Consider the following 22,225-nt stretch of genomic DNA (forward strand, 5'->3'; position numbering starts at 1 on the left):
TTGTTCATTTTGAAAATCCACGATGATCTCTCCTTTTTTTATAATTTCCACTTTGATAATAATGATACCAATGTTGTGCAAAACCAGGTCTAAAAGGTCCTGCCATATTCATAGCCATCTCAATCAGCTGATCTAGCTGCTGATATAATATCTCATCTAGTTCTTGACCATAATTCATCATCATTTTATGTTGCTGGTATTCTTCTTCATCTAATATTTTATATTTATAATCTGGAAAAACCTTTAAATCTAAATCATAATCAATGTATTTTAAAGCTTCTCCATCATACAATGTTGGTGATGCAATATTACAATAAAAATGCACCCCTGTTTTACGAATCATACAAATGACATTATACCATTTTCGCTTAGGGAAATAACAAATAGCTGGTTCTCTTGTATACCATTTACGTCCATCTGATTCCGTAACAAGCGTTCTATTATTCACCACAATAAAATGATATGGTGTTTCTTCTAAAACAAGTCCTTTATCCCAACAGCGATGAATGCTTCCATCATGTTTATAACAATGAATAAGGATATTTTGACCAACAAATGTCTTATTCATAATCAATAACCTCTTTCTATAACAGAAATATTATACACAAGTTATACTCTTTTTTAAAGCAAATTTACTATTTTCTATATAGTAAAAAAATCTCTCAATACTGAGAGATTACATAAACGCTCTTTTTAAACGAGGATATAACAATGGAACAACAATCATACATAATATAAGTGTTGGTGCAACATAGATAATATTATATCCTAATGAATAAACAATTGGATTCATACCTTCTGGTGCATAACTTGCAAACAAGAAAGCGCCTGAAGCAAAATGAGATAAGTATTTTAAAAACATGACAAAAACAATACCCCAGCAAATAGGAAGGTTTCCAATTTTTTGTGTTTTCATCAAAGGTGTTAATCCACATACTGCAAGTGGTAATACATAATCAAGTAAAACTGACCATGGTCCATAGTAAGTTGCTAAACCTAAGACAAACTGTAAAATAGATACCCCTATTCCACAAATGACACCATATCCAGCTCCCATTAAATAACCACATAACATGATGGCAATGACATCAACAGAGATTGTTCCTCCCTGTGGTAAAGAAGGAATAATTTCATTCACATAGCTCAAAATCAGTGTAATAGCCATAAACATTGCAAGCTGACACATACTTTTGACTGTGAAATCAACTTTTAAAATTTTTTTCATAATTCGATCCCCTTTCATTGAAGCCAACAAATAAAAAAGACTTTTCTACCCACGTAAAAAAGTCACAAAAATCATTATTTGCACTCTCTACGCTGGCATTACCCAGTTCAGATCATAAGGGACAAGGTGAAAACCTTTCTCAGCAAATGCGCCCCTGGCTCATATCTATTATATTCTTTTTTAGAAAAAATACAAATATTTTTTACAAAACATTTTTTCCTAGTTTTTTTATAAATAAATGCTATAATAAAAGGGAATTAAGGGAGGATAAGAAAAATGGCAAAAATTATTGCAGTGAATGCTGGTAGTTCATCACTCAAATTTCAATTATTTGAGATGGATGATGAAACAGTCATTACTTCTGGTGTTATTGAAAGAATTGGTTTAGAAGATTCTATTTTTACAATTAAATTCAATGGTGAAAAAGATGTTCGTACTTTACCTATTCCAACACATAAAGAAGCTGTTCATTTATTATTAGATACATTATTAGAAAAAAATATCGTGTCTTCATTGGAAGACATTAAAGGTGTAGGACATAGAGTTGTACAAGGAGGTTCTTATTTTAAAGAATCTGCTATTATCGATGAAGACGTTGTCAGCAAGATTGATGAATTAAAATCATTAGCACCTTTACATAACCCTGCTCACTTAACAGGATATTATGCTTTTAAGGAAGCTATTCCAAATGCTGGTGCTGTTGCTGTATTTGATACTGCTTTCCATCAGACACTTGAACCAAGATGTTATATTTACCCAATTCCATATCGTTTCTATACTGATTATAAAGTGAGAAAATATGGTGCACATGGGACTTCACATTATTATGTATCACAGAAAGTTATTGAAAAACTAGGTAACCCTGAACATTCTAAAATCATTGTTGCTCACTTAGGAGCTGGTGGTTCTTTAACAGCTGTCAAAGATGGAAAATCTATTAATACATCTATGGGATTTACACCATTAGCTGGAATTATGATGGGAACTCGTAGTGGAGATTTGGATCCTTCTATCATTGATTACTTGATTGAACAAGTTGGTATGGATATGAAAGATGTCATTCATATGTTAAATAAAGAATCTGGATTACTTGGTGTATCAGGTGTATCAAGTGACTTTAGAGATGTATTAAATGCTGCTAATGAAGGAAACGAAAGAGCTAAGTTAGCTATTGACATTTTCTTTAGAAGAGTTATTGCATACATTGGTAGATATTTTATTGCTTTAGGTGGATGTGATGCAATTGCCTTTACAGCTGGTATTGGAGAAAACTCTGCTTATGCTAGAAAAGAAATTCTATCATTAGTAAGTGAAGCATTAGGTATTGTTATTGATGATGATGCTAATGAAAATGGTGAAGGTGAACGTTTAATTTCTAAACCTGAATCAAAAATCAAAGTTTATGTCATTCCTACAAATGAAGAACTTGTGATTGCCAGAGATACAAAACGTTTATTAAATCTATAAAATAAAAAAACAATATAAAAGAAAAGAAGATGCATGGATCAAAATCCCTGCATCTTTTTCTTTACCTATCTGTTTCTTTTTGAGTTCTACAAAGCTTTATAATGAAAATCAAACATCCTCCAGCTAATATCAGATAATAAAACATGTGCGTCGTATCTCCTGTTTTCACAACGACAACTGGAATCTTTTCATTTTCATACTGAAAACTATGCACCTTTCCAATTCCTTCAAGCTGGTCATCAACGACAATCTTAACAACTTCATCAGATAACTGATAACCCTTTGGCGCTTTTGTTTCTTTGACATAAACTGTTTGACCATACTCTAAATTTTCAAAAGTGACAATCCCTTTTGTTGTATCAGCCTTTAATGTTTTGAATGGCTTTTGACATTTTTCATCTAAATAAATTGTAAACTCAAAATCATTATGAACAATGTTCTTATGTGTTTGACTATCAACCTTATTGATCAAAATATCAGTGATAATACGATGATCTGTCATTGTCAGTGACATATCCTGTTTTCCATCAACAGTCAAAGTCACGGACGGAGATGTTTCATATCCCTCTGGTGTTTTGACTTCAACAATTGTATAAGTTTCCCCTACCTTCAATCCTTGCGCATAATGAACTGATCCATCTGTTGTCCATTGATCAATGATGTTTTTTGTTTTATTAGACACAATCTGTAATGTCGCACCTTTGACATTATTTCCTAATTCATCTTTCTTTTGAATACCAACTGTTGTATCAATCATTGTGATATGCTGATTCTGTTGATCATCAGTGACAGTAAACTCAATATCCTGCGCCAGATTCTTGCCAATTGGTGCTAAATCTTCATGAAGAATATAAGTCTTACCTACTATAAGATTATTTATAGTATGACTATCCTTTGTAGAAATCCATTCATCAACAATTTCTTCTGTTTCTTTATCAATGACCTGCATAGATGCACCTTCAATTTCCTGTCCACCTGCATCCTCTTTTGAGAAAATGACTTTCTTATCTATCATAGATAAATTCATATTCTCATTCTCTTTCACAGTAAACTGTATTTCATTAGCCATCGCAAATCCATCTGGTGTTTTGATTTCTCGAAGGATATATGTTTGACCAACAATAAGTCCTTCAGCGTGATGAACACTTCCGTCAGTTACCCATTGGTCAACAATATTTTTGGTCTTATCACTGACAATCTGAAGAGTCGCTCCTTGAACAGCGTTACCATCTGCATCTAATTTATTGACATCCACCTGTGTATCTTTCATGACAATTGTCTGTTTGTTTTTTGACATTGTAAACTTCACATCTTTGGCATAAGTATATCCAAGGGGTGTCAAATCTTCACGATAGATATAATCCTTTCCAATGACAAGTCCTTTAACGAGATGACCTCTTCCATCACTTGTCCATTGATCAATAATTTCTCCACTTTTAGCATCAATGACAGAATATTCTCCACCTTTGAGTTCTGTTCCGTTTAAATCCTGTTTAGAGAAATATGTTTCTGTTAGCTTATTCTTTATTGTCTTTTCCACTATATATTCTTTTGTCGTATTGTCTTTGATATCAAATTCAAAAATGACTGGTTCATCCAAAAGAACATATCCATCTATCGTTGAAATCTCTTCAACCTTGTATCTGGCACCCGTTGTTCCAAGTGGTAAATCTTTTAATTCCAGTTTTCCACTTTCATTAATCATATAAATACCATCAGTTGAATTCCCCATAATGACAGGATCACCTTTTTTGTAAATCATCTTTCCTGTTGCTGGATCTATAATATCACTATCAGCAGTGACTTTAAACTGTGCTCCTCCAACAGCTGTATCTTCCTCTCTTTCAAATTCTTTATGAAGAAGCAAATGTCCTGTTGGTTTTTCATTGATAAATGAAACTTCAATGACAGGTTGATTGTCCTCATCAAAATAGATTTCATCATTATCTGCTGTAATATTCACTTGAATATCATCTCCAATAAGGAATCCTTCAGGATTTCTCAATTCTTCGATTGTATATGTTCCTGATTTGACCATATCATCCAGCACAACATATCCATTTTCATCTGTTGCCCATTCATCTTTATAAACCATGCCAACTTTTTGTTTGACATCATTTCCTTCGCTATCTTTTAACTTAAATGTCGCATGAGATAAAGCCACTTTCTGTCCATCTTTATCTCTTTTCACAATTTTTAACCATGCCTGAAATGGTGCGTTGTTGACCATTCTATATTCAATTTCCTGATCTTCATTAATGGTAATAAAAAAATCACCAGCAGGATAATAATTTTCTGGTGTTTTTGTTTCCTTTATTTGATAAATACCATAAGGCAGATCAATAGATGTATCTCGTCCCGTTGAATCTGTCACAAGAACATCATAAGTTCTTGCCTGATCCCATCCATTCTTTTGAACATCTGAGTAAAGCTTGATAGTAAATTCTACACCTGCCAATCCTTGTGTAATGCCACTTGATCCATCAGTTCCCATTTTGGCAACTTCAAGTTTTCCTTTAATGACTTGTTCTTTAGAAACAACACTTTGTGTGACAACCTGCTGATTCGAATTTGAAGATGTCAATGTCACTATCTGAAGCCCATCTAATAAATATCCAACACTTGGCCTTGTTTCTTCTACTCGATAGACACCCATCGGTAAATTAGACCATGAAATTTTTGCCTGATCATTTGTTTTCTTTGTTCCTGTATCACCCCAGACACCATTTCCAACTGTCTTTTGAGAGATGATTTCATCTTTCTTATAAAGCACAGTTCCATCAGATGGATTCAATATATCTTGATTGGCTTTTAAAACATATTCAGCCTCTTTTAAGGTTGCATCACCTTGAGAGATATTCCCAGTTTCTTTATCCTGTTTCTCTAATTCAATTTTCCCTAGAACTGGTTCATTATAGATTTCAATGGCATAAGTCTTACCATTTTCAGTCACGCTCTGATTCTTTTCAAGTGTCGCAATGACATAGTTCTGTGGTGCTTCTTTTTCACGAATCGTATATGTTCCATAATCAAGTAATCCTGTTTTAGCAACACCTTCACTATTTGTAGATATTGTCGCAACTACCTGATTTCCACTTAAGACCTCAAACTTTGTACTTATTTTTTTGACAACTTCACCTGTTTTTTTGTCCTTTTTCACAACCTGAATATAACCCTGTTTCCAGTTATTCGTTTGCGTAAACGAAGCTGTTTGACCAGCTTTTAACTCTACTGAATGGACTGTTGAATCCAAGACAAGATGATCTGGAACCTTGATTTCCTGTATATAAATGGTTGTTGGTTGCAGTTTGTCAATCGTAACTGTTCCATCTTTTCCAGTTGTATATGTACCTAGACTTTGACTCATGTCTGCATGATAAGAAATTTGAAACTGTACATCAGCAATATTATTACCCTTATTATCTTTTTTAGTAATCTTTAAAGCAGATGCTCCAATCTTAATCTTAAAGAAAGCACTTGGCATAGCTTCATCCAATTCTCCTGCAATCGCGACTTTCTGATATCTTTCAGAACTGTCTAAACAAAGCAGCTGTCTTTTATTGAGATCAAGACTATTGATTCCAGATACTGTTTTCGTATCATCAAATGAAGCATTCGCTGTGACTTTTAAAACATTCCCATTTTTAACAAACGAAAGCCCGTTGGCCTTAAAATCATATCTTTCAAGAACCTGATTTTGATCATTCATTTCCATATAATAATGATTGCCATCAAATGCAGTCATTTCATATGTTTTCGCAAGATTTTCACTCTTTGATGCAAAACTAGGAATCTGCCCCCATGTCTTTAAAATCTGACTATAAGAATCATAGTATGTTTTGACATTGGACTTTGTCGTAGAGTTAGACCAATTCAAAGAATTATAAACAGAAGTCGCACCACTGGTTGTCACACCTCGATAACTACCATCTGCATTTCTTTCACCAACCATGATTTCCCATACAATAATTTGTGCTGCATACCACTGATAGGCATTTCCATTCACTGCTTTTAATGATCCATTTGTATGATATGAAACATTGATCTTTGTTGGTGCTAGACTTAGCACTCGACTAATAAGCTTTTCCTTTTCTGACGAACTTAAATATTTGTTCTTTTGAGCTTCTTCAATAAGCTCAATTGTGTCAGTAGGCGTATACTGTGTTCCATCATGAACAGCCTTTCCATTCTCTAGACAATAAAAATACTGTCCATTTGTCGTCAGAAGAACCGTCACACCTTCATCATATGAACTGGCCTCCAAAACAGTTCCATCATTTAGTTTGGATCCAGCTTTTGTGGTGACACCTGCCAGATAATTATAAGTATTCATCTCATATGAAGCTCCATAAACTTCACCTATGTTCAACATAAAAATACACGACAACATCAAAAGTATGACTTTCTTTAATTTTATAAAATGCTTATGTTTATCCATCTTTTTTCCCTCCTTTTTAGCTAAACATAATCGTTTTCGTACACATCACCTCCTTTTACATATCAAAAAAGACAGGTCATCATCCCGTCTTAAAACATCTTCCTTATTTTTCATCACCATAAAATATCATGAATCAATAAAAAAATTCCATCTAAAATGGAATCAGTATGTGCGCAATGAAACTGCATATAACGGTCACACAGGCAACAAAAACCAGGCCTTTTTGACGATAAGCGAAGTAAATACCCGCCAGTCCTCCAACCAAAGCACTGCCCATATGTCCAGTTGCATATAGAATGCTTGGAAATGTCAATGCCGATAAAACAGCATAAGGCACATAATATAAAAGCGAACGTATAAAACGTGAGTGGATTTCTTTTTTAAAAAACGTCAGTGGCAACATTCTTGGCAAATAAGTCATAACGGCCATCACAAAAACAGTCAGTAATAAATAGCTTGACATTAGACATTCTCCTCAATAGGGTAACGTAAAGCCCCATAGAAAGCTCCCAGTATTGTAGCCACAATCAATTGAAATCCACTAGATAATCCTTGAAACAAAGGCACTTCATACATGATTGTTGAAAGAATTGCTGCTATGACTACAACTTCTAATATAGCACGTGATTTGGCAGATGCTGGAACAATAATCGCTAAAAACATGCCATATAAAGCCAGCCCCATTGCATCTTGTAAAACAGGTGGCAAAATATTTGTCAGCGTTTCACCAACAAGTGTACCACTCGTCCATCCAATAATAGGTACCAAAATAAATCCTGCCATAAAAGAAAAAGATAATGTTCCATGTTCTAAAGATGCCAAACTAAATGTTTCATCAGTAATTCCAAAAGAAATCACCATTCTTTCCAGCGTTGACATCTTTTGATCAATCTTTTGACTTAAAGATAAAGACATTAAAAAATATCTTGCATTAATCATCAATAATGTTAATGCAGTTTCCATATACGAAGCTTGAGCCAGCATCAAAGATACTCCTGCAAATTGCCCCGATGATGTTAAATTAGTCAATGAAATCAATGTTGCTAAACCAAATGGTAAACCACTTGAAGCAACAAAAACCCCAAAAGAAAAAGAAACTGGAAAATACCCCAAAGCAATCGGCAGAGATCTTCTACAGCCTCTTAAAAATTCCTCCATCAAATCCCCTCCATATATTCCTATGATACATGAATCAAAATTACTTATCAAACAAATTTTTTTCAATAAATTCGATAATGTCTTCTCTTGATGTTAATACCTGATAAAAAGATTTTCTTAAATCTAATCTTTGGATATCAACGGAACGAATATCACTCAATTGAATACGACAATGTGTTATATGTGTATCTGTTTTTATTTTAATATCCTTTTCAAATATAGGATTAGCAGGGGTTGAATCTTTTTTGATAGATGTACATGGAACAACAAGCATTTTATATCCCATATCTTTTAAAACATAGCACCAATGTCCATCCATAAGTTCTTTAGGGAAGCCTCGTCCAATATTGAAATATGCCAATTCATGAATATGTGGTCTTTTATGTACATGATAGAACGTCTGATTACAGTCGCCATCCTTAACCAAATGACAGTAAAAATACTCTAACTGACTGGTCTGATGTAATAATGCATAGCTATATTTTTCTACATCATAAACACCGGATTCTTCTAGTTTTTTTAATGATTTATTCATTTCCAGTAAATTATTACGTATACTCATAATAACCCTCCTATTATATATATACGCATATTTTTCTCATTTTTCTTTTTTTTAAACAAACTTTTTTTATTTCACATCAAATTTTTATATTTCATATATTATAATGGAAACATTTTTAAAATATGAAAACTATTCGATGATGTTTCATGTATAATAATATCTATTATTGATGAAGTTACAAAAGAAAAGCGCCAGGACTTTATACATATAAAGTTGACGAGGACCAGATTTATCGAAAGATTCGGCGGATGATCTGGAGGTATGATGCTACCTGAACAATGAGCAAAACTAATGAGTGATCATTAAACAAATATCATTAGGCATCACTTCATTCAATAATAAAAAATGAAATTGATGGAGGAAATTTTTTATGTGTGGAATTACTGCTTATTGTGGAAAAGGTGAAGCTTTGCCTTTTTTAATGCAAGGTTTATCTAAATTGGAGTATCGTGGTTATGACAGTGCAGGTGTCACAACACTTGAAAACAATCAGCTTATCACTGTCAAATGTAAAGGACGATTAGAAAATTTAGAAAACAAACTAAAAAATCAGCATCTAAGTGGACATGTGGGGATTGGACATACAAGATGGGCAACTCATGGTGTTCCTTCTAATCTTAATTCTCATCCTCATACCAATCAGGATGAAACAATTGCTTTAGTGCATAATGGGATTATTGAAAATTATCGTGAATTAAAAGATGAATTATTAAAAAAAGGATATCAGTTTCAATCTGATACAGATAGTGAAGTTGTTGTTCAACTTCTTGATAGTCTTTATGATGGCAATCTATTAGAAGCAACACAAAAAGTATTGGCTCAAATCAAAGGAAGCTATGCTTTGTGTATTCTTTCAACATTAGAACCAGAACACATCATTGTTGCAAAAAAGGACAGCCCTTTAATTATTGGGAAAACAAAAGATGGTTATGTTGGTGCTAGTGATATCCCAGCCTTATTAGAATATACAAAAGAAGTTTATTTTTTAGAAGATTATGAAATGGCTGTTTTATCAACTGATCATATTTCATTTTATGATCAACACGGACATCCGATTGAAAAACAAACAACAACTATTCCTTATGATTTAGAAGCAGCTAAAAAAGATGGTTATGATACTTTTATGTTGAAAGAAATTCATGAACAGCCTCATGTCATTGCTGAAACATTAAGAGGTCGTATCAATCACAATCACATTATTTTAGATGAATTAAAAGATATTGATTTTTCTCAGTTTAATAAAATCTATCTGGTTGCTTGTGGAACAGCTTATCATGCATCTATGTGTGGTGCTCATATTCTTAAAAAAGTATTAGACATTCCTGTTTTAAGCGAAGTTGCCAGTGAATTTCGTTATGATGATCCTTTTGTAGATGAAAAGACTTTAGCAATCTTTGTTTCTCAATCTGGAGAAACAGCCGATACTTTAGCCGCTTTACGTCTGGCAAAAGAAAAAAAGGCAACAACAATTGCTATTGCAAATGTATTAGGAAGTACAATTTCTCGTGATAGTGACTATGTTTTATATACATGTGCAGGTCCTGAGATTGCGGTAGCATCAACGAAGGCTTATACAACACAATTGGTTTTATTGATTCTGTTAGCTTATTATATTGCTCAACAGCTTGGCAAGGACATCAACAAAGAAGTTATTCAACAATTAATGTCTATTCCTCAACATGTAGATACTATTTTAAAGGATGAAAATCTTTTTGCCCAGTATGCAAAAATGTTGGAAAATCAACATGATGCCTACTTTATTGGTAGAAATTTAGATTATGCCAGTGTCTTAGAAGGTGCTTTAAAATTAAAAGAAGTGTCATATGTCCATGCTGATGCTTATGTAGCCGGTGAATTAAAACATGGTCCTATTGCTTTAATAGAAAACGATTCTGTTGTTATTGCAGTAGCTACTCAACCACATATTGCACAAAAAACAATCAGCAATATTCAAGAAACAATGGCCAGAGGAGCACGTGTTATATTACTGACAACTCAAAATATGGAAGTGAAAAATGTTCAAAACGTATATGAACTTCCTGATATTGACCCTACTCTTCAGACAATATTGGTTGCTGTTCCTTTACAGCTTATTGCCTACTACACAGCATGCATTAAAGGTTGTGATGTTGATAAACCACGTAATCTTGCAAAATCTGTAACTGTCGAATAAAAAACATCAGATTCAAATGAACCTTGTTATTTGGACATCCTCATAACAAAGGTTCATTTTTATGATTGATTTTGAAAAATAAATCTTTATTCTTCACAAGAAGTTATGAAATTGATATAATAATAATCGAGGTGATGAATCGTGGAAAAACGTGAACCAAAAGATTTAACAAATTATGATAAACGTTTTGAAGAAGATCCAAGCTCATTTAATGATTTTCAAGCTATGGATTATGTAAAAGAATTGAAAAATCAAGGTCGTACTGATGATGCAATTGAAGTAGGTAAGACTTTCTTGCAAGTTGGAGAAGGATTAAGTGGTTTTATTAATCATTATGGTTATGCACTTTATAATAAATACATTAATATTGATGACGATAAAATCAAAGAAAAAGAAGATTTATTTTTCTCTATTGTTGATGAAATCACAAACTTATGTAAACAAGAAAAATATTCTCCTTTAGAAGCGACAATCAATAAAGCTATGAAGTATGTCATGAATCAAAAACCTGTTCGTTATCAAAAATTATCTGAACTTTTAGATAAACTTGATGTTCAGACACTTAGCATTGAGCCTTTTGTTAATAGTGCAGGTAAAGAATATGAATCAAAGAAAGAAAAATGGTATCGTTTAAAAGTGAGATGTTCTTATGAAATGGAAGATTATAAATCTTGTGTAGAATATGCAAACATGGCTTTTACACAACCTATTAAATGGCATTATAACAATTTAAATTGGGTTAAATACTATCGTGCATCTTCACTTGTACATTTAAAAAGATATGAAGAAGCTGAAAATGAATTCTTATCATTAGGAAACAAGATTCCAAACGTTGATTCATTCCAAGTGCTTTATGATTTATATATGAATACTGGTAAAGTGAAAGAAGCTTATACAAATCTTGTTTATAAATTCTTTAAAGCTGGATATAATCTTGATGAATTGGGATTATATGAAATGATTTTAGATATGGTGAAAACTGGTCAAAATCAGGAAGTAATTGATTTAGCAAATGCTTTTGTTTATCAGCTTAAAGCTGAAAATCAAAAAGATGTTTCTCAAAATTCAATTTCTGAACAATATCAAGATACGGATAGCAGCTCTTTATATGATCGCTTATATAATCAGTTAATGGAACATCTTGATGAATATATTGATCGTTTTGAAGGAAAAGTTGTTTATTACAACAAAGATAAAGAATTTGGTAGTATCGATCAAGATAATGATAGTGATGATCATTTATTCTTTAGACAATCTGATTATATTTATGATGAAATGGTTGAAAAATATGATGTTGTTGAATATAGCTTAATGAAAACATTTGATTTCAAAAAACAACAACCATCTTCAAAAGCCATTTTAATTAAAACTTTATATGAAGACATCCAATACTAAGCTATGCCCTGCATAGCTTTTTTTGTCACACAAAACTGTCTTTTTCATACTCTATAATGAGGTGAAAATGTGTTATCAATATTACAAGAAATGCCTGTTCTTATTTTTATCGGAGCTATTATTTTTAATTGGTTTTCTACCTTTTTAGGTGCTTCTTTGGTTTATTTCACAAATAAAGAAAATAAACATCTGGTCTCTATTGCTTTAGGAAGCAGTGCGGGTATTATGATTGCTGCTTCATTTTTTTCCTTAATTTTACCTGCAATGAACCTTTTAGAAAATATGAATAAATGGTATCTTATGATTATTCCATTTGGTTTTTTATGTGGTGTTGCATTTTTAGCTTTATGTGATCATTTCTTGCCACATAAACATATGATATCAGGTGAAATAGAAGGTGTTCAATCACGTTTTTCTAAGAATCAATTATTAATGCTTGCTATGACATTGCACAATATTCCTGAAGGCTTGGCTGTTGGCGTCGCTTTTGCCAGTGCGCATCAACAGTTTATTCCAGCATTGGTTCTTTCTATTGGAATAGGTATTCAGAATTTTCCTGAAGGGACTGCCATTGCACTCCCTATGCATCAATATGGAAAAAGTAAATTCATATCTATGATGTACGGACAATTTTCAGGGATTATTGAAATTCCTTCAGCCATCCTTGGATATATCTTTGCTTCTTTGATTCAAAATATTCTTCCATTTGCCTTAAGTTTTGCAGCTGGTGCTATGCTGTTTGTCTGTGTGGAAGATATGATCCCAGAAGCCTGTTGCCAACATCAGATTGATATAGGTGCGCTGTCTTGCATGATTGGCTTTGCAGTGATGATGATTTTAGATATGATGTTATCTTAATCGCTCTATTTTTTACTATTTTAACAAATTTTATAAAAATAATTCGTTAAATACTTATTTTTATTTTATTTTTAAAAAAATGATTGACAAACAATTTTCATTTATTTATGATAAGTGATATATAAAACAAAAAGCAATGATGTGACGAAGTAAAAATTTCTGTGACATAAGAGATATGATGGCTGGTGCGAATCATACGAAAAGAAATTTTGAATACACCACGGAGCTATTACTTTGATAAGGGGTAATCGGGGACATAACGTTATTTATGTAAAGTTATTCAACTTATAAAGGTTATAATTGTGAGATTATAATAAATTGAGGTGGTACCGCGTTCACTCGCCCTCTTGGGACGGGTTTTTTTGTTTTATAATCTTAAAAATGAGGAGGAATAAAATATGATCAAAAAACTATCTGTATTATTATTGACAATGGGGTTGCTTTTAACAGGATGTGCCAGTGAAACAACTGGAACAAAAGAATTATCTGAAGTCAAGATTGGGGCTATACAGTTTGCACAACATCCTGCATTAGATAAAGCATATGAAGGATTTAAAGATACTTTAATCGAAGCTGGTGTCAAAGAAGAAAACATTGATTTTCAAAATGCCAGTGGTGATCCTTCCAACTGCCAGACAATTGCTGAAAAATTTGTCAATGATGGTGATGACTTGATTTATGCTATCGCAACTGATGCCTTACAGGCTGCAGCTAATAAAACAACTGATATTCCTATTGTAGGAGCTGCTGTTACTGATTTTGAAACAGCTGGCGTTGTCAAATCCAATGAAAAACCAGAAACAAATGTCACTGGAGCTAGTGATTTAAATCCAATCAAGGAACAATTAGAACTCTTAAAGACATTGATTCCTGATGCTAAGAAAATCGCAATTTTCTATTGTAGCGATGAAGCAAACTCAGTATATCAAGGAGAAATTGCTTTACAGGCTGCAAAAGATTTAGGACTAGAAGCCAGTGAAGTGACAGTATCTAATGATTCGAGTGCTATTCAACAGGTTGCACAATCTATGATTGGTCATTATGATGCTGTTTATATTCCAACTGACAATCTTCTTGCTTCTAATATGGCAACTGTTGCACAAGTAACAAATGAAAACAATCTGCCAGTGATCGTTGGTGAAGAAAGTATGTGTGAAAATGGTGGTCTTGCAACTTTGAGTTTAGATTACTATACTGTTGGTCAAAATGCTGGAAAACAGGCTTTAGCTATTCTTAATGGTGAAGCTCAAGTAGAAGAAACACCTGTCACTTTTGTTGAAGGAAAAGACTGTCAATATTTTATTAATCAAAAAGTAGCTACTCAATTAGGTATTGATATTCCTACTGAGCTGAATGCAACTATGATTGGAGAATAATTATGGCGATATTATTATCTTTACAGGGAGCCATTGGTCAAGGTATTTTATGGGGAATTATGGCTCTAGGCATTTATTTAACTTTTCGCATTTTAGATATTGCAGATTTGTCAGTTGATGGCAGTTTTGCGACCGGAGGAGCCGTTTGTGCTGTTGCACTGATCGCTGGTGTACATCCCTTAGTTGCCATCATTTTAGCAACACTGGCTGGTTTTTTAGCAGGATTTATAACAGGATTTTTGCATACCAAATGTCAAATGCCTGCCATTTTAGCTGGGATATTAACACAGCTTGCACTCTATTCTATTAATTTAAGAATCATGGGAAAAAGTAATATTCCATTATTACAGTCTTCGACTCTTTTTAAAGATTTAGCTAATGTCATTCCATTAACATCACAATGGATTACAATCTGTATCGGTCTTGTCTTTAGTTTCATTGTGGTGGCTGGTATTTACTGGTTTTTAGGAACCGAATTTGGTTCATGTTTAAGAGCAACTGGAAATAATGAAAATATGGTGAGAGCCAATGGTGTCAATACTGATACGATGAAACTTTTTGGTTTAATGTTAAGTAATGGACTTGTCGCTATGAGTGGTGCTTTGGTCACTCAACAACAAAGTGTAGCTGATGTCAAAATGGGAACAGGTGCCATTGTCATTGGTTTGGCTTCCATTGTCATTGGTGAAGTGATTTTTGGTAAAAAAGCTGGTTTTAAATTACGTTTAACATCTATTGTTGTGGGTTCTATTATCTATCGTATGATTGTAGCAATTGTTTTACAGATGGGATTAAATACAGATGATTTAAAGCTTTTAACTGCTTTGATTGTTGCCATTGCACTGACTGTTCCTGTCATTATTGATAAAAAGAAACGTTTAACAATGTATAAGAAATTAACAGGAAAGGAATTTGAAAATCATGCTTAAATTAGAAAAAGTTTCTAAATCTTTCCATGTTGGAACTCCAAATGAAAAATGTGTCATTAACAAACTAGATTTAGAACTCAAACAGGGAGATTTTGTGACTGTGATAGGTGGCAATGGTGCTGGGAAAAGTACCCTTTTAAACCTTATTGCTGGGGTTTATCCTATTGATTGTGGAATCATGACTTTAGATGGTCAAGATATATCTTTATCGCCTGAATATCAGCGTGCCAAATTCATTGGGCGTGTTTTTCAAGATCCTATGATGGGGACGGCTTCTGATATGCAAATTATTGAAAATCTGGCGATGGCTGCACGTCGTGGTCAAAAACGTAGTTTACACTGGGGTGTAACAAAAAAAGAAAAAGAAGAATACTATGAAATTGTCAAAGCCTTAGGGCTAGGCTTAGAAGACCGTTTAACAACGAAAGTTGGCTTATTATCAGGTGGACAGCGTCAAGCCTTAACACTTTTAATGGCTACGCTCAATAAACCTAAGCTGTTATTACTGGATGAGCATACAGCAGCATTAGATCCTGCTACCAGTACAAAAGTTTTAACTCTGACAAAGCAGATCGTGACTGAGCAACATTTAACTGCCATGATGGTTACACATAATATGAAAGATGCCATAGATATTGGAAATCGTCTCATTATGATGTATGATGGTCGTATTATTTATGATGTTCAAGGTGAAGAGAAAAAACAATTAACTGTGAATGATTTACTTAAGAAATTTGAAGAAGCCATTGGTGAAGAATTTGTCAATGATAGAATGTTATTAGGCTAGTTATCTAGCCTTTTTTTAATGACAAATAAACGTTCTTTTTCCACAACACAATAAAAAACCTCATGATAATCATGAATTCCAGCTTCTTTCAACTTTTTAATCAACCAATTTTCATCACGATTCATTAACTGCAAGATTTCATAATTAATTTGACCATCACTAATAATGGCTGCTGGTGCTTTCACTTCACTGTTTTTCGTTTCAATCACAGATAACTGACCATCTGTTTCTAACACTGCAAAGTCAACTTCTGATAAAGAGCCAATCCCCTGCTCTCTTAAATGATGACAAAGATCATCAACACTATATTTTAATGAAGCCATTTTCTTTTGATTCAGTTTTCCTTGAAAGACAATAAAGGTTGGATGTCCTTCTACCATCTTTTTAAAAAATGGACTCTTTAATGAAATCAGCGTAAATAGCTTATCCATAAAAACAATGACTAAAACTGCAAGTGCTGCCTGTAAAAAGTTAACATTTTCATTCCCAATTGATATTGTCATCAATTCACTAATAATTAAAAATACAATTAAATCTGAAACACTGAGTTTACTCATTTCTTTTTTACCTAAAAAACGAATCATCAAGACAAGTAAAATATACGTTCCAAAACTTTCTATAAAGATTTCTATATATTTCATAAAAGAAAACTCCTTTGCATACAGTATATTAGGAGGAAACCATGAAACAAACACTACGTACTTATATTTATACATGTTTAATTTTTCTCATTCCTTTTATACTTATCTCTCTTATTCTTTCCGTTTTATCTTATTTCATGCAAATCAATCATTTATTTATTCAAATCATTCTGCAAGTATTCGCTTATATGACACTTATTATTGCAGCGTTATATTTGACATCACATTTACCTGATCATCGCATGAAACACTGTTTATTCTTTTCTCTCTTGTATTTTTTAATAAGCTTATGCCTTCATCTTGATGATATTCAATATGTTCATTTGATTTTCAAGTCATGCATATTTTTATTGATTGGCTTTTTTAAAGAAATCAAAACACGTACGATTGCATAAAAAAAGGAACTTATCTGAAATGAATCCAAATTCAATCATAAAGATTCACTTCAGGACAGTTCCTTTTTAAAATAATAATAAGCATGAAAAGAATACTGCTACTACTATTAATATGACATAAGGTATACGGACTAAACAAGCCAACGCTGTATTTTTCTTTAAATCATTAACCATAGAATCTTCTAATACTCCTACAAACAATGTTGCTGCCGCAATATTAAAGAAATTTAATGGTCCCAAATAAAGTTCCAGTGTACTCATAGGAAGAATAAAAGCATAGATGCCGTTGATAACAACAACAATGATTAAAAAGACAACCCACAATGTTAACACTGTTCGATTAAATTGACGACTTTCTTGCATATGATCACCACCTACTTCTTTGCCATAATTATTATATACTATTTTCATAAAAATAACAAACATACAAACGTTTCACTATAAAATTATTGGATTTTTTATTAAATTCCCTTATAATATAAGAAAGAAATATGAAAAATTGAAAGTGAGGGGTTGTCAATGATACATATTGTCTTATGCTGTGCAGCTGCCATGTCAACAAGCTTATTGGTAGAAAAAATGAAAAGAGAAGCGGATTACCAAGGAATTCGTGTTGATATAAGAGCTGTTGGAGTTCATGATGTTCATCAGGCTACAGATGCCAATATCATTTTATTAGCTCCACAAGTGAAATATATTAAAAAACAATTACAAAAAGCTTTACCAGATATACCAGTTATGGATATTTCTATGCGTGATTATGGAACAATGAATGGTAAAAACGTATTCCAAAATGCTATGGCAATGATTGAACAAAATAAATCGGATGAGATGGGATAACCATCTTTTTTTATTGAAAAAAAAAGATGATGTCAGTACATCATCTAAGCCATATATTCAATCTTTAAAATTTTGACTTCATATGGTTCAGCCACCCCGACTGAAACAATTTCATTGATACCATGATCAAGAATAGCTTTTGCTAGAGGTGATTCATTTGAAATTTTACCATTTAATGGATCTGTTTCAAATGTCCCAACAATTGTAAAAGTTTCTTCTTGAGCATCTGCTTCAGATAAATCTAAAATTGTAACAGTAGCACCAGGTTTCGCAACTGTGCTATCTAATTGTGATTCATCAATAATTTGCACATGTAGTAACATTTGATCAATTTCTTTGATTCTCGCTTCAATATGTGCCTGTTTATCTCTAGCTGCATCATAATCAGCATTTTCTGACAAGTCACCTTGAGAACGTGCTAATTGCAACTCTTCAATAACTTTTGGTCTTTCAACATTAATTAATTGTTCTTTTTCCTGTTTTAATTTTTCAACCCCACTTTGGGTTAATAAAACTGCATCATGATCCATATCTATTCACCTCGCAGACTATACTATAACATAAATACCTTGAAAATACTAGCATTTCTCATGTAAATTTTCATTATTCATCGACAATACTTTTAATCTTTGTCATCAATAAATCAACAGCAACATGATTACTTCCACCCTCTGGAATGATAATATGTGCATATTTTTTAGATGGCTCTATAAACTGTTCATGCATTGGTCTAACAGTCTTTAAATACTGTTGACATACTGAGTCCAAACTTCTTCCTCTTTCTTCAATATCACGTCTTAAACGTCGAATAAAGCGAATATCACTATCAGTATCTACATAAACCAAAATATCACAAAGCTCTCTTACAGTCGATTCAGCCAAAACAAAGATTCCTTCCAAAATAATAACATCGCGACCTTCAATCACTTCTGTGACTTGACTACGTGTATGTAAAGTATAATCATATGTTGGTTTTTCTATACGTTCTTTATTCTTCAACTTCTTTAAATGCATGACTAATAAATCTGTATCAAAAGCCAATGGATGATCATAATTTGTTTTTACACGTTGTTCAAAAGTGAGATGACTCTGATCTTTATAATAGTCATCTTGTCTGATAATTTTAACTTTGTGATGTCCTTTAAAATAATCATAAAGTTGCTTTGCGATAGACGTCTTCCCCGATGCACTTCCTCCTGCTATTCCAATAATAACGGCTTGCTCTCTCATACATTTCTCACCTTTCTTCCCATATCATTGCTTAAAACCTGATAAGGTATTTCTACATAAAGAATTTCCATTGGATGATTAGCTACATCAATCTCTTCCATATCTTCATTATAAAGTTTTTTGACAGTAAAGCAAAGATTATCATGATGAGGTGAGAAAACTTCAATCTGATCACCGATTTTAAAATAGTTTCTCTGTTCAATCTTAGCCAGCTTTGTTTCTTTATCATAATCTACAATACGCATAACAAATTCCTGTGTTGGATGTTCATCACGCATATTAAACAACTGTTCATTGACAGTAGGATGTTCATAATAAAAACCATGACAGAAAGCACGATTGGCTGCTTTCAACAATTCTTTTTCAAAATAATCACTTTGTTGGAAATGATCAGGATCTTCACAATAGGTATCTATTAATTTACGGTAAGTCGATACGACTGTCGCAATATAATGAACTGATTTCATTCTTCCTTCAATCTTAAATGAATCTACTCCCAGCTCAATAAGCTCTCCAATATGTGCAACAAGTGACATATCTTTGCTGGACATACTAAATGGCATATCATTTTCCTGATTAACCAATTCACCATCCTGATACAAGTCATAATACCAGCGACAAGACTGTGAGCAACCGCCACGATTGGCATCTCGTCGACTTAAATAATTAGAAAGCATACATCTTCCTGAATAATGGATACACATGGCTCCATGAATAAAATATTCGATATCCACATCAACTTTATCCATAATACGTTTTAAATCATCATACGTCACTTCACGCCCTAAGACAACACGATCCATTCCCATATTCTGATAAAAAGAAATCGCCTGACTATTTAAAGTCGAAAGCTGTGTAGACACATGAACTTCCAAACCAAGTTTCATATCTTTAGCTATTTTCATGATATATGGGTCTGCCACAATAATAGCTGTTACCCCTATCTCATCTAATTTTTTTAAATAATCTTTTAATCCCTCTAAATTATCCTGATGTAAAATAATATTACAAGTGACATGAATATGCGCTCCATACTTTTTCGCAAATTCTACACCTTCTTGAATATCTTCTAACGAAAAGTTTGAAGCCTGAGAACGTAACGAAAATTCTTTTCCACCTACAAATACAGCATCAGCCCCATACATAATAGCCACCTTTAATTTTTCTAAGTTTCCTGCTGGCGCAAGCAACTCTGGCTTTTTTATAATTTTTCTTTTTCCATTAATGATTTGACTGATTTTTCTCATGATCCATCTTCCTTACATCTTCTAATTTATAAACTGTCTGGTCAAATAAAAAGCCACGATCAATAGGTGTTTTTAACTGATAAAGAAGTTGCATATAAGCTTTGACATCTCTATCATAAGTCTGTTTTTCAAAGCTCTTTAAAGCATCACTATATAACGAAGCAACTTCAATAGCCTCTTCATCACTCATCATCAGAGTTTCAATGTATAAATATTCAAAACTTTGAATTTGATTCAATAAATCTAACATATATAATCTTGTCTTTGAAAAAATATGTGTTCCTCTTTCATTTTCATAAATATGAAAAACATAATCTGAATTTCGTGGTTGAATAGTTAAACGTGTCTGACTCTTATGATCAAAAGCCAATCCTGATGCTTCCTGATAATTTGTCAATAAAGCACGTTTACTCGCTGCAATATATTCTATACCATGAACTTGTAGCATCAATGGCATGTGAACTTGCTGATGAATTGATAACTGCTCTTCTAATGGAATGACACGTGCCAATTGAGCACTTGTCACACCTTGTTGCTTTAAGACATTTAATGTCATAGCATTGGTATTTAATGTTTCTGGTGCATACATCATATCAAAGTGATATCCCTTATTTTTCACAATCTGTAAAACACCAAAATCTTGAAATAAAATGCCATGTATTGCCATCTTTGATAAAGCATCTATATAAGCTTCAACTGCTTCAATTTCATGTTCATCATATAAAGCATTCACTGCCACATAAAATGAGCACTGTGGGTATTGTTTCACCATTTGAGATATATCATCTAATGAAAAATAAGAGGGAGCATAGAAAGAATATTGGCCACCTAATATAAAGCAATCAATACCCATAGATACATAGTCATAAAGTCTTTCTTTACGATTGAGTGATATTATTAATTTCATTGTTCATCCTTTCTTCGAATTACACAGATTCCATCACCAACTGCATAATATTCAACATCATATGCATCATGTTGAAAAATCCAGTCCTTGAATCTTTTGATTTTTTTAACTAACTGTCGTGTATTACGATTTTTAATATGATCAATATCAAAAATCATACCATGAAAATCTAAATTATCAACAATAATGATTCCATTTTTTTTCACAAAAGGAACATATTTTTCAAAAAACTTCTGATACTGAGCCTTAGCAGCATCAATAAACAAACAATCATAAGGAGCGAATTGAAGTTTATCTGTTTGAAAAGTTAAAGCATCATCATGATGAATTATAATTCTTTTTTCTAATCCATGTTCATGAATATGCCTTACAGCTTCTAAATAACGCTGTTCATCAAGTTCAATGGTTTCTACACATAAATGTTCAACATGTGTTGTCATCATCATCGCTGAATAACCAATAGCAGAACCTATTTCCAGACATGATGTTGCTTTTCTTTCTTGAAGTTGTTCAATCAAAAAGAGGATTCCCTCTTTTTGCATAACTGGTATATTTCTTTTTAATGCATCCTGTTCTAATTCTTCTAATGTCATCATA

Annotated in this window: 22 protein-coding genes, 1 riboswitch and 1 other annotated feature; of the genes, 9 read left to right on the top strand and 13 right to left on the bottom strand. The window is 32.7% G+C overall.

The genetic code is table 11. The features are described from left to right. Nucleotides 1-4: 4 nt before the first annotated feature. Both B5G32_RS03360 and B5G32_RS03365 read right to left on the bottom strand, forming a co-directional pair. Nucleotides 5-568: a DUF402 domain-containing protein gene (locus tag B5G32_RS03360; protein WP_087243171.1), complete on the bottom strand. Its 564-nt coding sequence runs from the start codon at nucleotides 566-568 to the stop codon at nucleotides 5-7. A 108-nt stretch (nucleotides 569-676) separates the two neighbouring features. Further along, nucleotides 677-1,225, bottom strand: a complete 549-nt coding sequence (locus tag B5G32_RS03365) for an energy-coupled thiamine transporter ThiT (protein WP_158093962.1) — start codon at nucleotides 1,223-1,225, stop codon at nucleotides 677-679. A 66-nt stretch (nucleotides 1,226-1,291) separates the two neighbouring features. Then, nucleotides 1,292-1,391, bottom strand: a riboswitch (TPP riboswitch). 110 nt (nucleotides 1,392-1,501) lie between these two features. On the opposite strand from B5G32_RS03365, the gene B5G32_RS03370 reads away from it, so the two are divergent. Further along, nucleotides 1,502-2,692, top strand: coding sequence for an acetate/propionate family kinase (locus B5G32_RS03370; RefSeq protein ID WP_087935852.1), 1,191 nt, complete (start codon nucleotides 1,502-1,504; stop codon nucleotides 2,690-2,692). 61 nt (nucleotides 2,693-2,753) lie between these two features. Here the strand turns inward: B5G32_RS03370 and B5G32_RS03375 are convergent, their stop codons facing one another. From B5G32_RS03375 to B5G32_RS03390, 4 genes are all read right to left on the bottom strand, one after another. After that, entirely contained in the window at nucleotides 2,754-7,130 is a 4,377-nt protein-coding gene (locus tag B5G32_RS03375; protein ID WP_087935853.1) for an MSCRAMM family protein, read from the bottom strand. Between the two features lie 151 nt (nucleotides 7,131-7,281). Then, nucleotides 7,282-7,593: an AzlD domain-containing protein gene (locus B5G32_RS03380; protein ID WP_087243166.1), complete on the bottom strand. Its 312-nt coding sequence runs from the start codon at nucleotides 7,591-7,593 to the stop codon at nucleotides 7,282-7,284. Next, on the bottom strand, nucleotides 7,593-8,288 hold the full coding sequence (locus tag B5G32_RS03385) for an AzlC family ABC transporter permease (protein ID WP_087935854.1): 696 nt from the start codon (nucleotides 8,286-8,288) through the stop codon (nucleotides 7,593-7,595). The genes B5G32_RS03380 and B5G32_RS03385 overlap by 1 nt, the downstream gene beginning before the upstream one ends. Before the next feature lie 40 nt (nucleotides 8,289-8,328). Then, nucleotides 8,329-8,850 carry a hypothetical protein gene (locus tag B5G32_RS03390; RefSeq protein WP_087243164.1) on the bottom strand — a complete coding sequence of 174 codons (522 nt, stop codon included), beginning with the start codon at nucleotides 8,848-8,850 and terminating at the stop codon, nucleotides 8,329-8,331. A gap of 370 nt (nucleotides 8,851-9,220) precedes the next feature. Here B5G32_RS03390 and glmS point away from each other — a divergent pair, with 370 nt between their 5' ends. The 6 genes from glmS (at nucleotide 9,221) to B5G32_RS03420 (ending at nucleotide 16,368) form a co-directional block, all read left to right on the top strand. Next, nucleotides 9,221-11,023 carry a glutamine--fructose-6-phosphate transaminase (isomerizing) gene (gene glmS / locus B5G32_RS03395; protein ID WP_087935855.1) on the top strand — a complete coding sequence of 601 codons (1,803 nt, stop codon included), beginning with the start codon at nucleotides 9,221-9,223 and terminating at the stop codon, nucleotides 11,021-11,023. A gap of 141 nt (nucleotides 11,024-11,164) precedes the next feature. Continuing rightward, entirely contained in the window at nucleotides 11,165-12,418 is a 1,254-nt protein-coding gene (locus tag B5G32_RS03400) for a hypothetical protein (RefSeq protein WP_087297159.1), read from the top strand. A gap of 69 nt (nucleotides 12,419-12,487) precedes the next feature. Beyond that, the gene (locus tag B5G32_RS03405) at nucleotides 12,488-13,276 is read left to right on the top strand and encodes a ZIP family metal transporter (RefSeq protein WP_087243161.1); all 789 of its coding nucleotides are present in this window, start codon (nucleotides 12,488-12,490) and stop codon (nucleotides 13,274-13,276) included. Between the two features lie 127 nt (nucleotides 13,277-13,403). After that, nucleotides 13,404-13,626: a binding site (T-box leader), on the top strand. 48 nt (nucleotides 13,627-13,674) lie between these two features. Continuing rightward, nucleotides 13,675-14,652 carry an ABC transporter substrate-binding protein gene (locus B5G32_RS03410; RefSeq protein WP_206080662.1) on the top strand — a complete coding sequence of 326 codons (978 nt, stop codon included), beginning with the start codon at nucleotides 13,675-13,677 and terminating at the stop codon, nucleotides 14,650-14,652. Between the two features lie 2 nt (nucleotides 14,653-14,654). Then, nucleotides 14,655-15,581 carry an ABC transporter permease gene (locus tag B5G32_RS03415; protein WP_087243160.1) on the top strand — a complete coding sequence of 309 codons (927 nt, stop codon included), beginning with the start codon at nucleotides 14,655-14,657 and terminating at the stop codon, nucleotides 15,579-15,581. Then, nucleotides 15,574-16,368: an ABC transporter ATP-binding protein gene (locus B5G32_RS03420; RefSeq protein WP_087243159.1), complete on the top strand. Its 795-nt coding sequence runs from the start codon at nucleotides 15,574-15,576 to the stop codon at nucleotides 16,366-16,368. The genes B5G32_RS03415 and B5G32_RS03420 overlap by 8 nt, the downstream gene beginning before the upstream one ends. On the opposite strand, the gene B5G32_RS03425 is transcribed toward B5G32_RS03420, so the two are convergent. Next, nucleotides 16,365-17,009: a DUF421 domain-containing protein gene (locus B5G32_RS03425; RefSeq protein WP_087243158.1), complete on the bottom strand. Its 645-nt coding sequence runs from the start codon at nucleotides 17,007-17,009 to the stop codon at nucleotides 16,365-16,367. The two genes, B5G32_RS03420 and B5G32_RS03425, sit on opposite strands and share 4 nt — an antisense overlap. 41 nt (nucleotides 17,010-17,050) lie before the next feature. On the opposite strand from B5G32_RS03425, the gene B5G32_RS03430 reads away from it, so the two are divergent. After that, on the top strand, nucleotides 17,051-17,404 hold the full coding sequence (locus B5G32_RS03430; protein ID WP_087935856.1) for a DUF3792 domain-containing protein: 354 nt from the start codon (nucleotides 17,051-17,053) through the stop codon (nucleotides 17,402-17,404). Between the two features lie 66 nt (nucleotides 17,405-17,470). Here the strand turns inward: B5G32_RS03430 and B5G32_RS03435 are convergent, their stop codons facing one another. Further along, entirely contained in the window at nucleotides 17,471-17,767 is a 297-nt protein-coding gene (locus B5G32_RS03435; RefSeq protein ID WP_087935857.1) for a hypothetical protein, read from the bottom strand. A 156-nt stretch (nucleotides 17,768-17,923) separates the two neighbouring features. Here B5G32_RS03435 and B5G32_RS03440 point away from each other — a divergent pair, with 156 nt between their 5' ends. Beyond that, on the top strand, nucleotides 17,924-18,244 hold the full coding sequence (locus B5G32_RS03440; RefSeq protein ID WP_087297164.1) for a PTS sugar transporter subunit IIB: 321 nt from the start codon (nucleotides 17,924-17,926) through the stop codon (nucleotides 18,242-18,244). A 44-nt stretch (nucleotides 18,245-18,288) separates the two neighbouring features. Here B5G32_RS03440 and greA read toward each other — a convergent pair whose 3' ends face one another. The 5 genes from greA to B5G32_RS03465 form a co-directional block, all read right to left on the bottom strand. Further along, complete coding sequence (gene greA, locus B5G32_RS03445) at nucleotides 18,289-18,774, bottom strand: transcription elongation factor GreA (RefSeq protein WP_087297165.1); 486 nt, start codon at nucleotides 18,772-18,774, stop codon at nucleotides 18,289-18,291. Nucleotides 18,775-18,847: 73 nt separating this feature from the next. Then, nucleotides 18,848-19,474, bottom strand: a complete 627-nt coding sequence (udk, locus tag B5G32_RS03450) for a uridine kinase (RefSeq protein WP_087935858.1) — start codon at nucleotides 19,472-19,474, stop codon at nucleotides 18,848-18,850. After that, nucleotides 19,471-20,721 carry a peptidase U32 family protein gene (locus B5G32_RS03455; protein WP_087243152.1) on the bottom strand — a complete coding sequence of 417 codons (1,251 nt, stop codon included), beginning with the start codon at nucleotides 20,719-20,721 and terminating at the stop codon, nucleotides 19,471-19,473. Before B5G32_RS03455 ends, udk begins: the two co-directional genes overlap by 4 nt. Continuing rightward, nucleotides 20,696-21,628: a peptidase U32 family protein gene (locus B5G32_RS03460; RefSeq protein ID WP_087935859.1), complete on the bottom strand. Its 933-nt coding sequence runs from the start codon at nucleotides 21,626-21,628 to the stop codon at nucleotides 20,696-20,698. Before B5G32_RS03460 ends, B5G32_RS03455 begins: the two co-directional genes overlap by 26 nt. Beyond that, complete coding sequence (locus B5G32_RS03465) at nucleotides 21,625-22,224, bottom strand: O-methyltransferase (protein ID WP_087297167.1); 600 nt, start codon at nucleotides 22,222-22,224, stop codon at nucleotides 21,625-21,627. The genes B5G32_RS03460 and B5G32_RS03465 overlap by 4 nt, the downstream gene beginning before the upstream one ends. Nucleotide 22,225 lies beyond the last annotated feature (1 nt).

It is taken from the genome of Massilimicrobiota sp. An80, assembly GCF_002159255.1.
GTDB classification, from domain to species: domain Bacteria; phylum Bacillota_I; class Bacilli_A; order Erysipelotrichales; family Coprobacillaceae; genus Allocoprobacillus; species Allocoprobacillus merdigallinarum.

Coding starts and splice junctions, on each gene's coding strand:
- B5G32_RS03375 (WP_087935853.1), bottom strand. CDS start 7,130: ATGGATAAACATAAGCATTTTATAAAATTAAAGAAAGTCATACTTTTG.
- B5G32_RS03410 (WP_206080662.1), top strand. CDS start 13,675: ATGATCAAAAAACTATCTGTATTATTATTGACAATGGGGTTGCTTTTA.
- greA (WP_087297165.1), bottom strand. CDS start 18,774: ATGGATCATGATGCAGTTTTATTAACCCAAAGTGGGGTTGAAAAATTA.
- B5G32_RS03390 (WP_087243164.1), bottom strand. CDS start 8,850: ATGAGTATACGTAATAATTTACTGGAAATGAATAAATCATTAAAAAAA.
- B5G32_RS03370 (WP_087935852.1), top strand. CDS start 1,502: ATGGCAAAAATTATTGCAGTGAATGCTGGTAGTTCATCACTCAAATTT.
- B5G32_RS03430 (WP_087935856.1), top strand. CDS start 17,051: ATGAAACAAACACTACGTACTTATATTTATACATGTTTAATTTTTCTC.
- B5G32_RS03460 (WP_087935859.1), bottom strand. CDS start 21,628: ATGAAATTAATAATATCACTCAATCGTAAAGAAAGACTTTATGACTAT.
- B5G32_RS03455 (WP_087243152.1), bottom strand. CDS start 20,721: ATGAGAAAAATCAGTCAAATCATTAATGGAAAAAGAAAAATTATAAAA.
- glmS (WP_087935855.1), top strand. CDS start 9,221: ATGTGTGGAATTACTGCTTATTGTGGAAAAGGTGAAGCTTTGCCTTTT.
- B5G32_RS03415 (WP_087243160.1), top strand. CDS start 14,655: ATGGCGATATTATTATCTTTACAGGGAGCCATTGGTCAAGGTATTTTA.
- B5G32_RS03435 (WP_087935857.1), bottom strand. CDS start 17,767: ATGCAAGAAAGTCGTCAATTTAATCGAACAGTGTTAACATTGTGGGTT.
- B5G32_RS03380 (WP_087243166.1), bottom strand. CDS start 7,593: ATGTCAAGCTATTTATTACTGACTGTTTTTGTGATGGCCGTTATGACT.
- B5G32_RS03440 (WP_087297164.1), top strand. CDS start 17,924: ATGATACATATTGTCTTATGCTGTGCAGCTGCCATGTCAACAAGCTTA.
- B5G32_RS03420 (WP_087243159.1), top strand. CDS start 15,574: ATGCTTAAATTAGAAAAAGTTTCTAAATCTTTCCATGTTGGAACTCCA.
- B5G32_RS03360 (WP_087243171.1), bottom strand. CDS start 568: ATGAATAAGACATTTGTTGGTCAAAATATCCTTATTCATTGTTATAAA.
- B5G32_RS03385 (WP_087935854.1), bottom strand. CDS start 8,288: ATGGAGGAATTTTTAAGAGGCTGTAGAAGATCTCTGCCGATTGCTTTG.
- udk (WP_087935858.1), bottom strand. CDS start 19,474: ATGAGAGAGCAAGCCGTTATTATTGGAATAGCAGGAGGAAGTGCATCG.
- B5G32_RS03425 (WP_087243158.1), bottom strand. CDS start 17,009: ATGAAATATATAGAAATCTTTATAGAAAGTTTTGGAACGTATATTTTA.
- B5G32_RS03465 (WP_087297167.1), bottom strand. CDS start 22,224: ATGATGACATTAGAAGAATTAGAACAGGATGCATTAAAAAGAAATATA.
- B5G32_RS03365 (WP_158093962.1), bottom strand. CDS start 1,225: ATGAAAAAAATTTTAAAAGTTGATTTCACAGTCAAAAGTATGTGTCAG.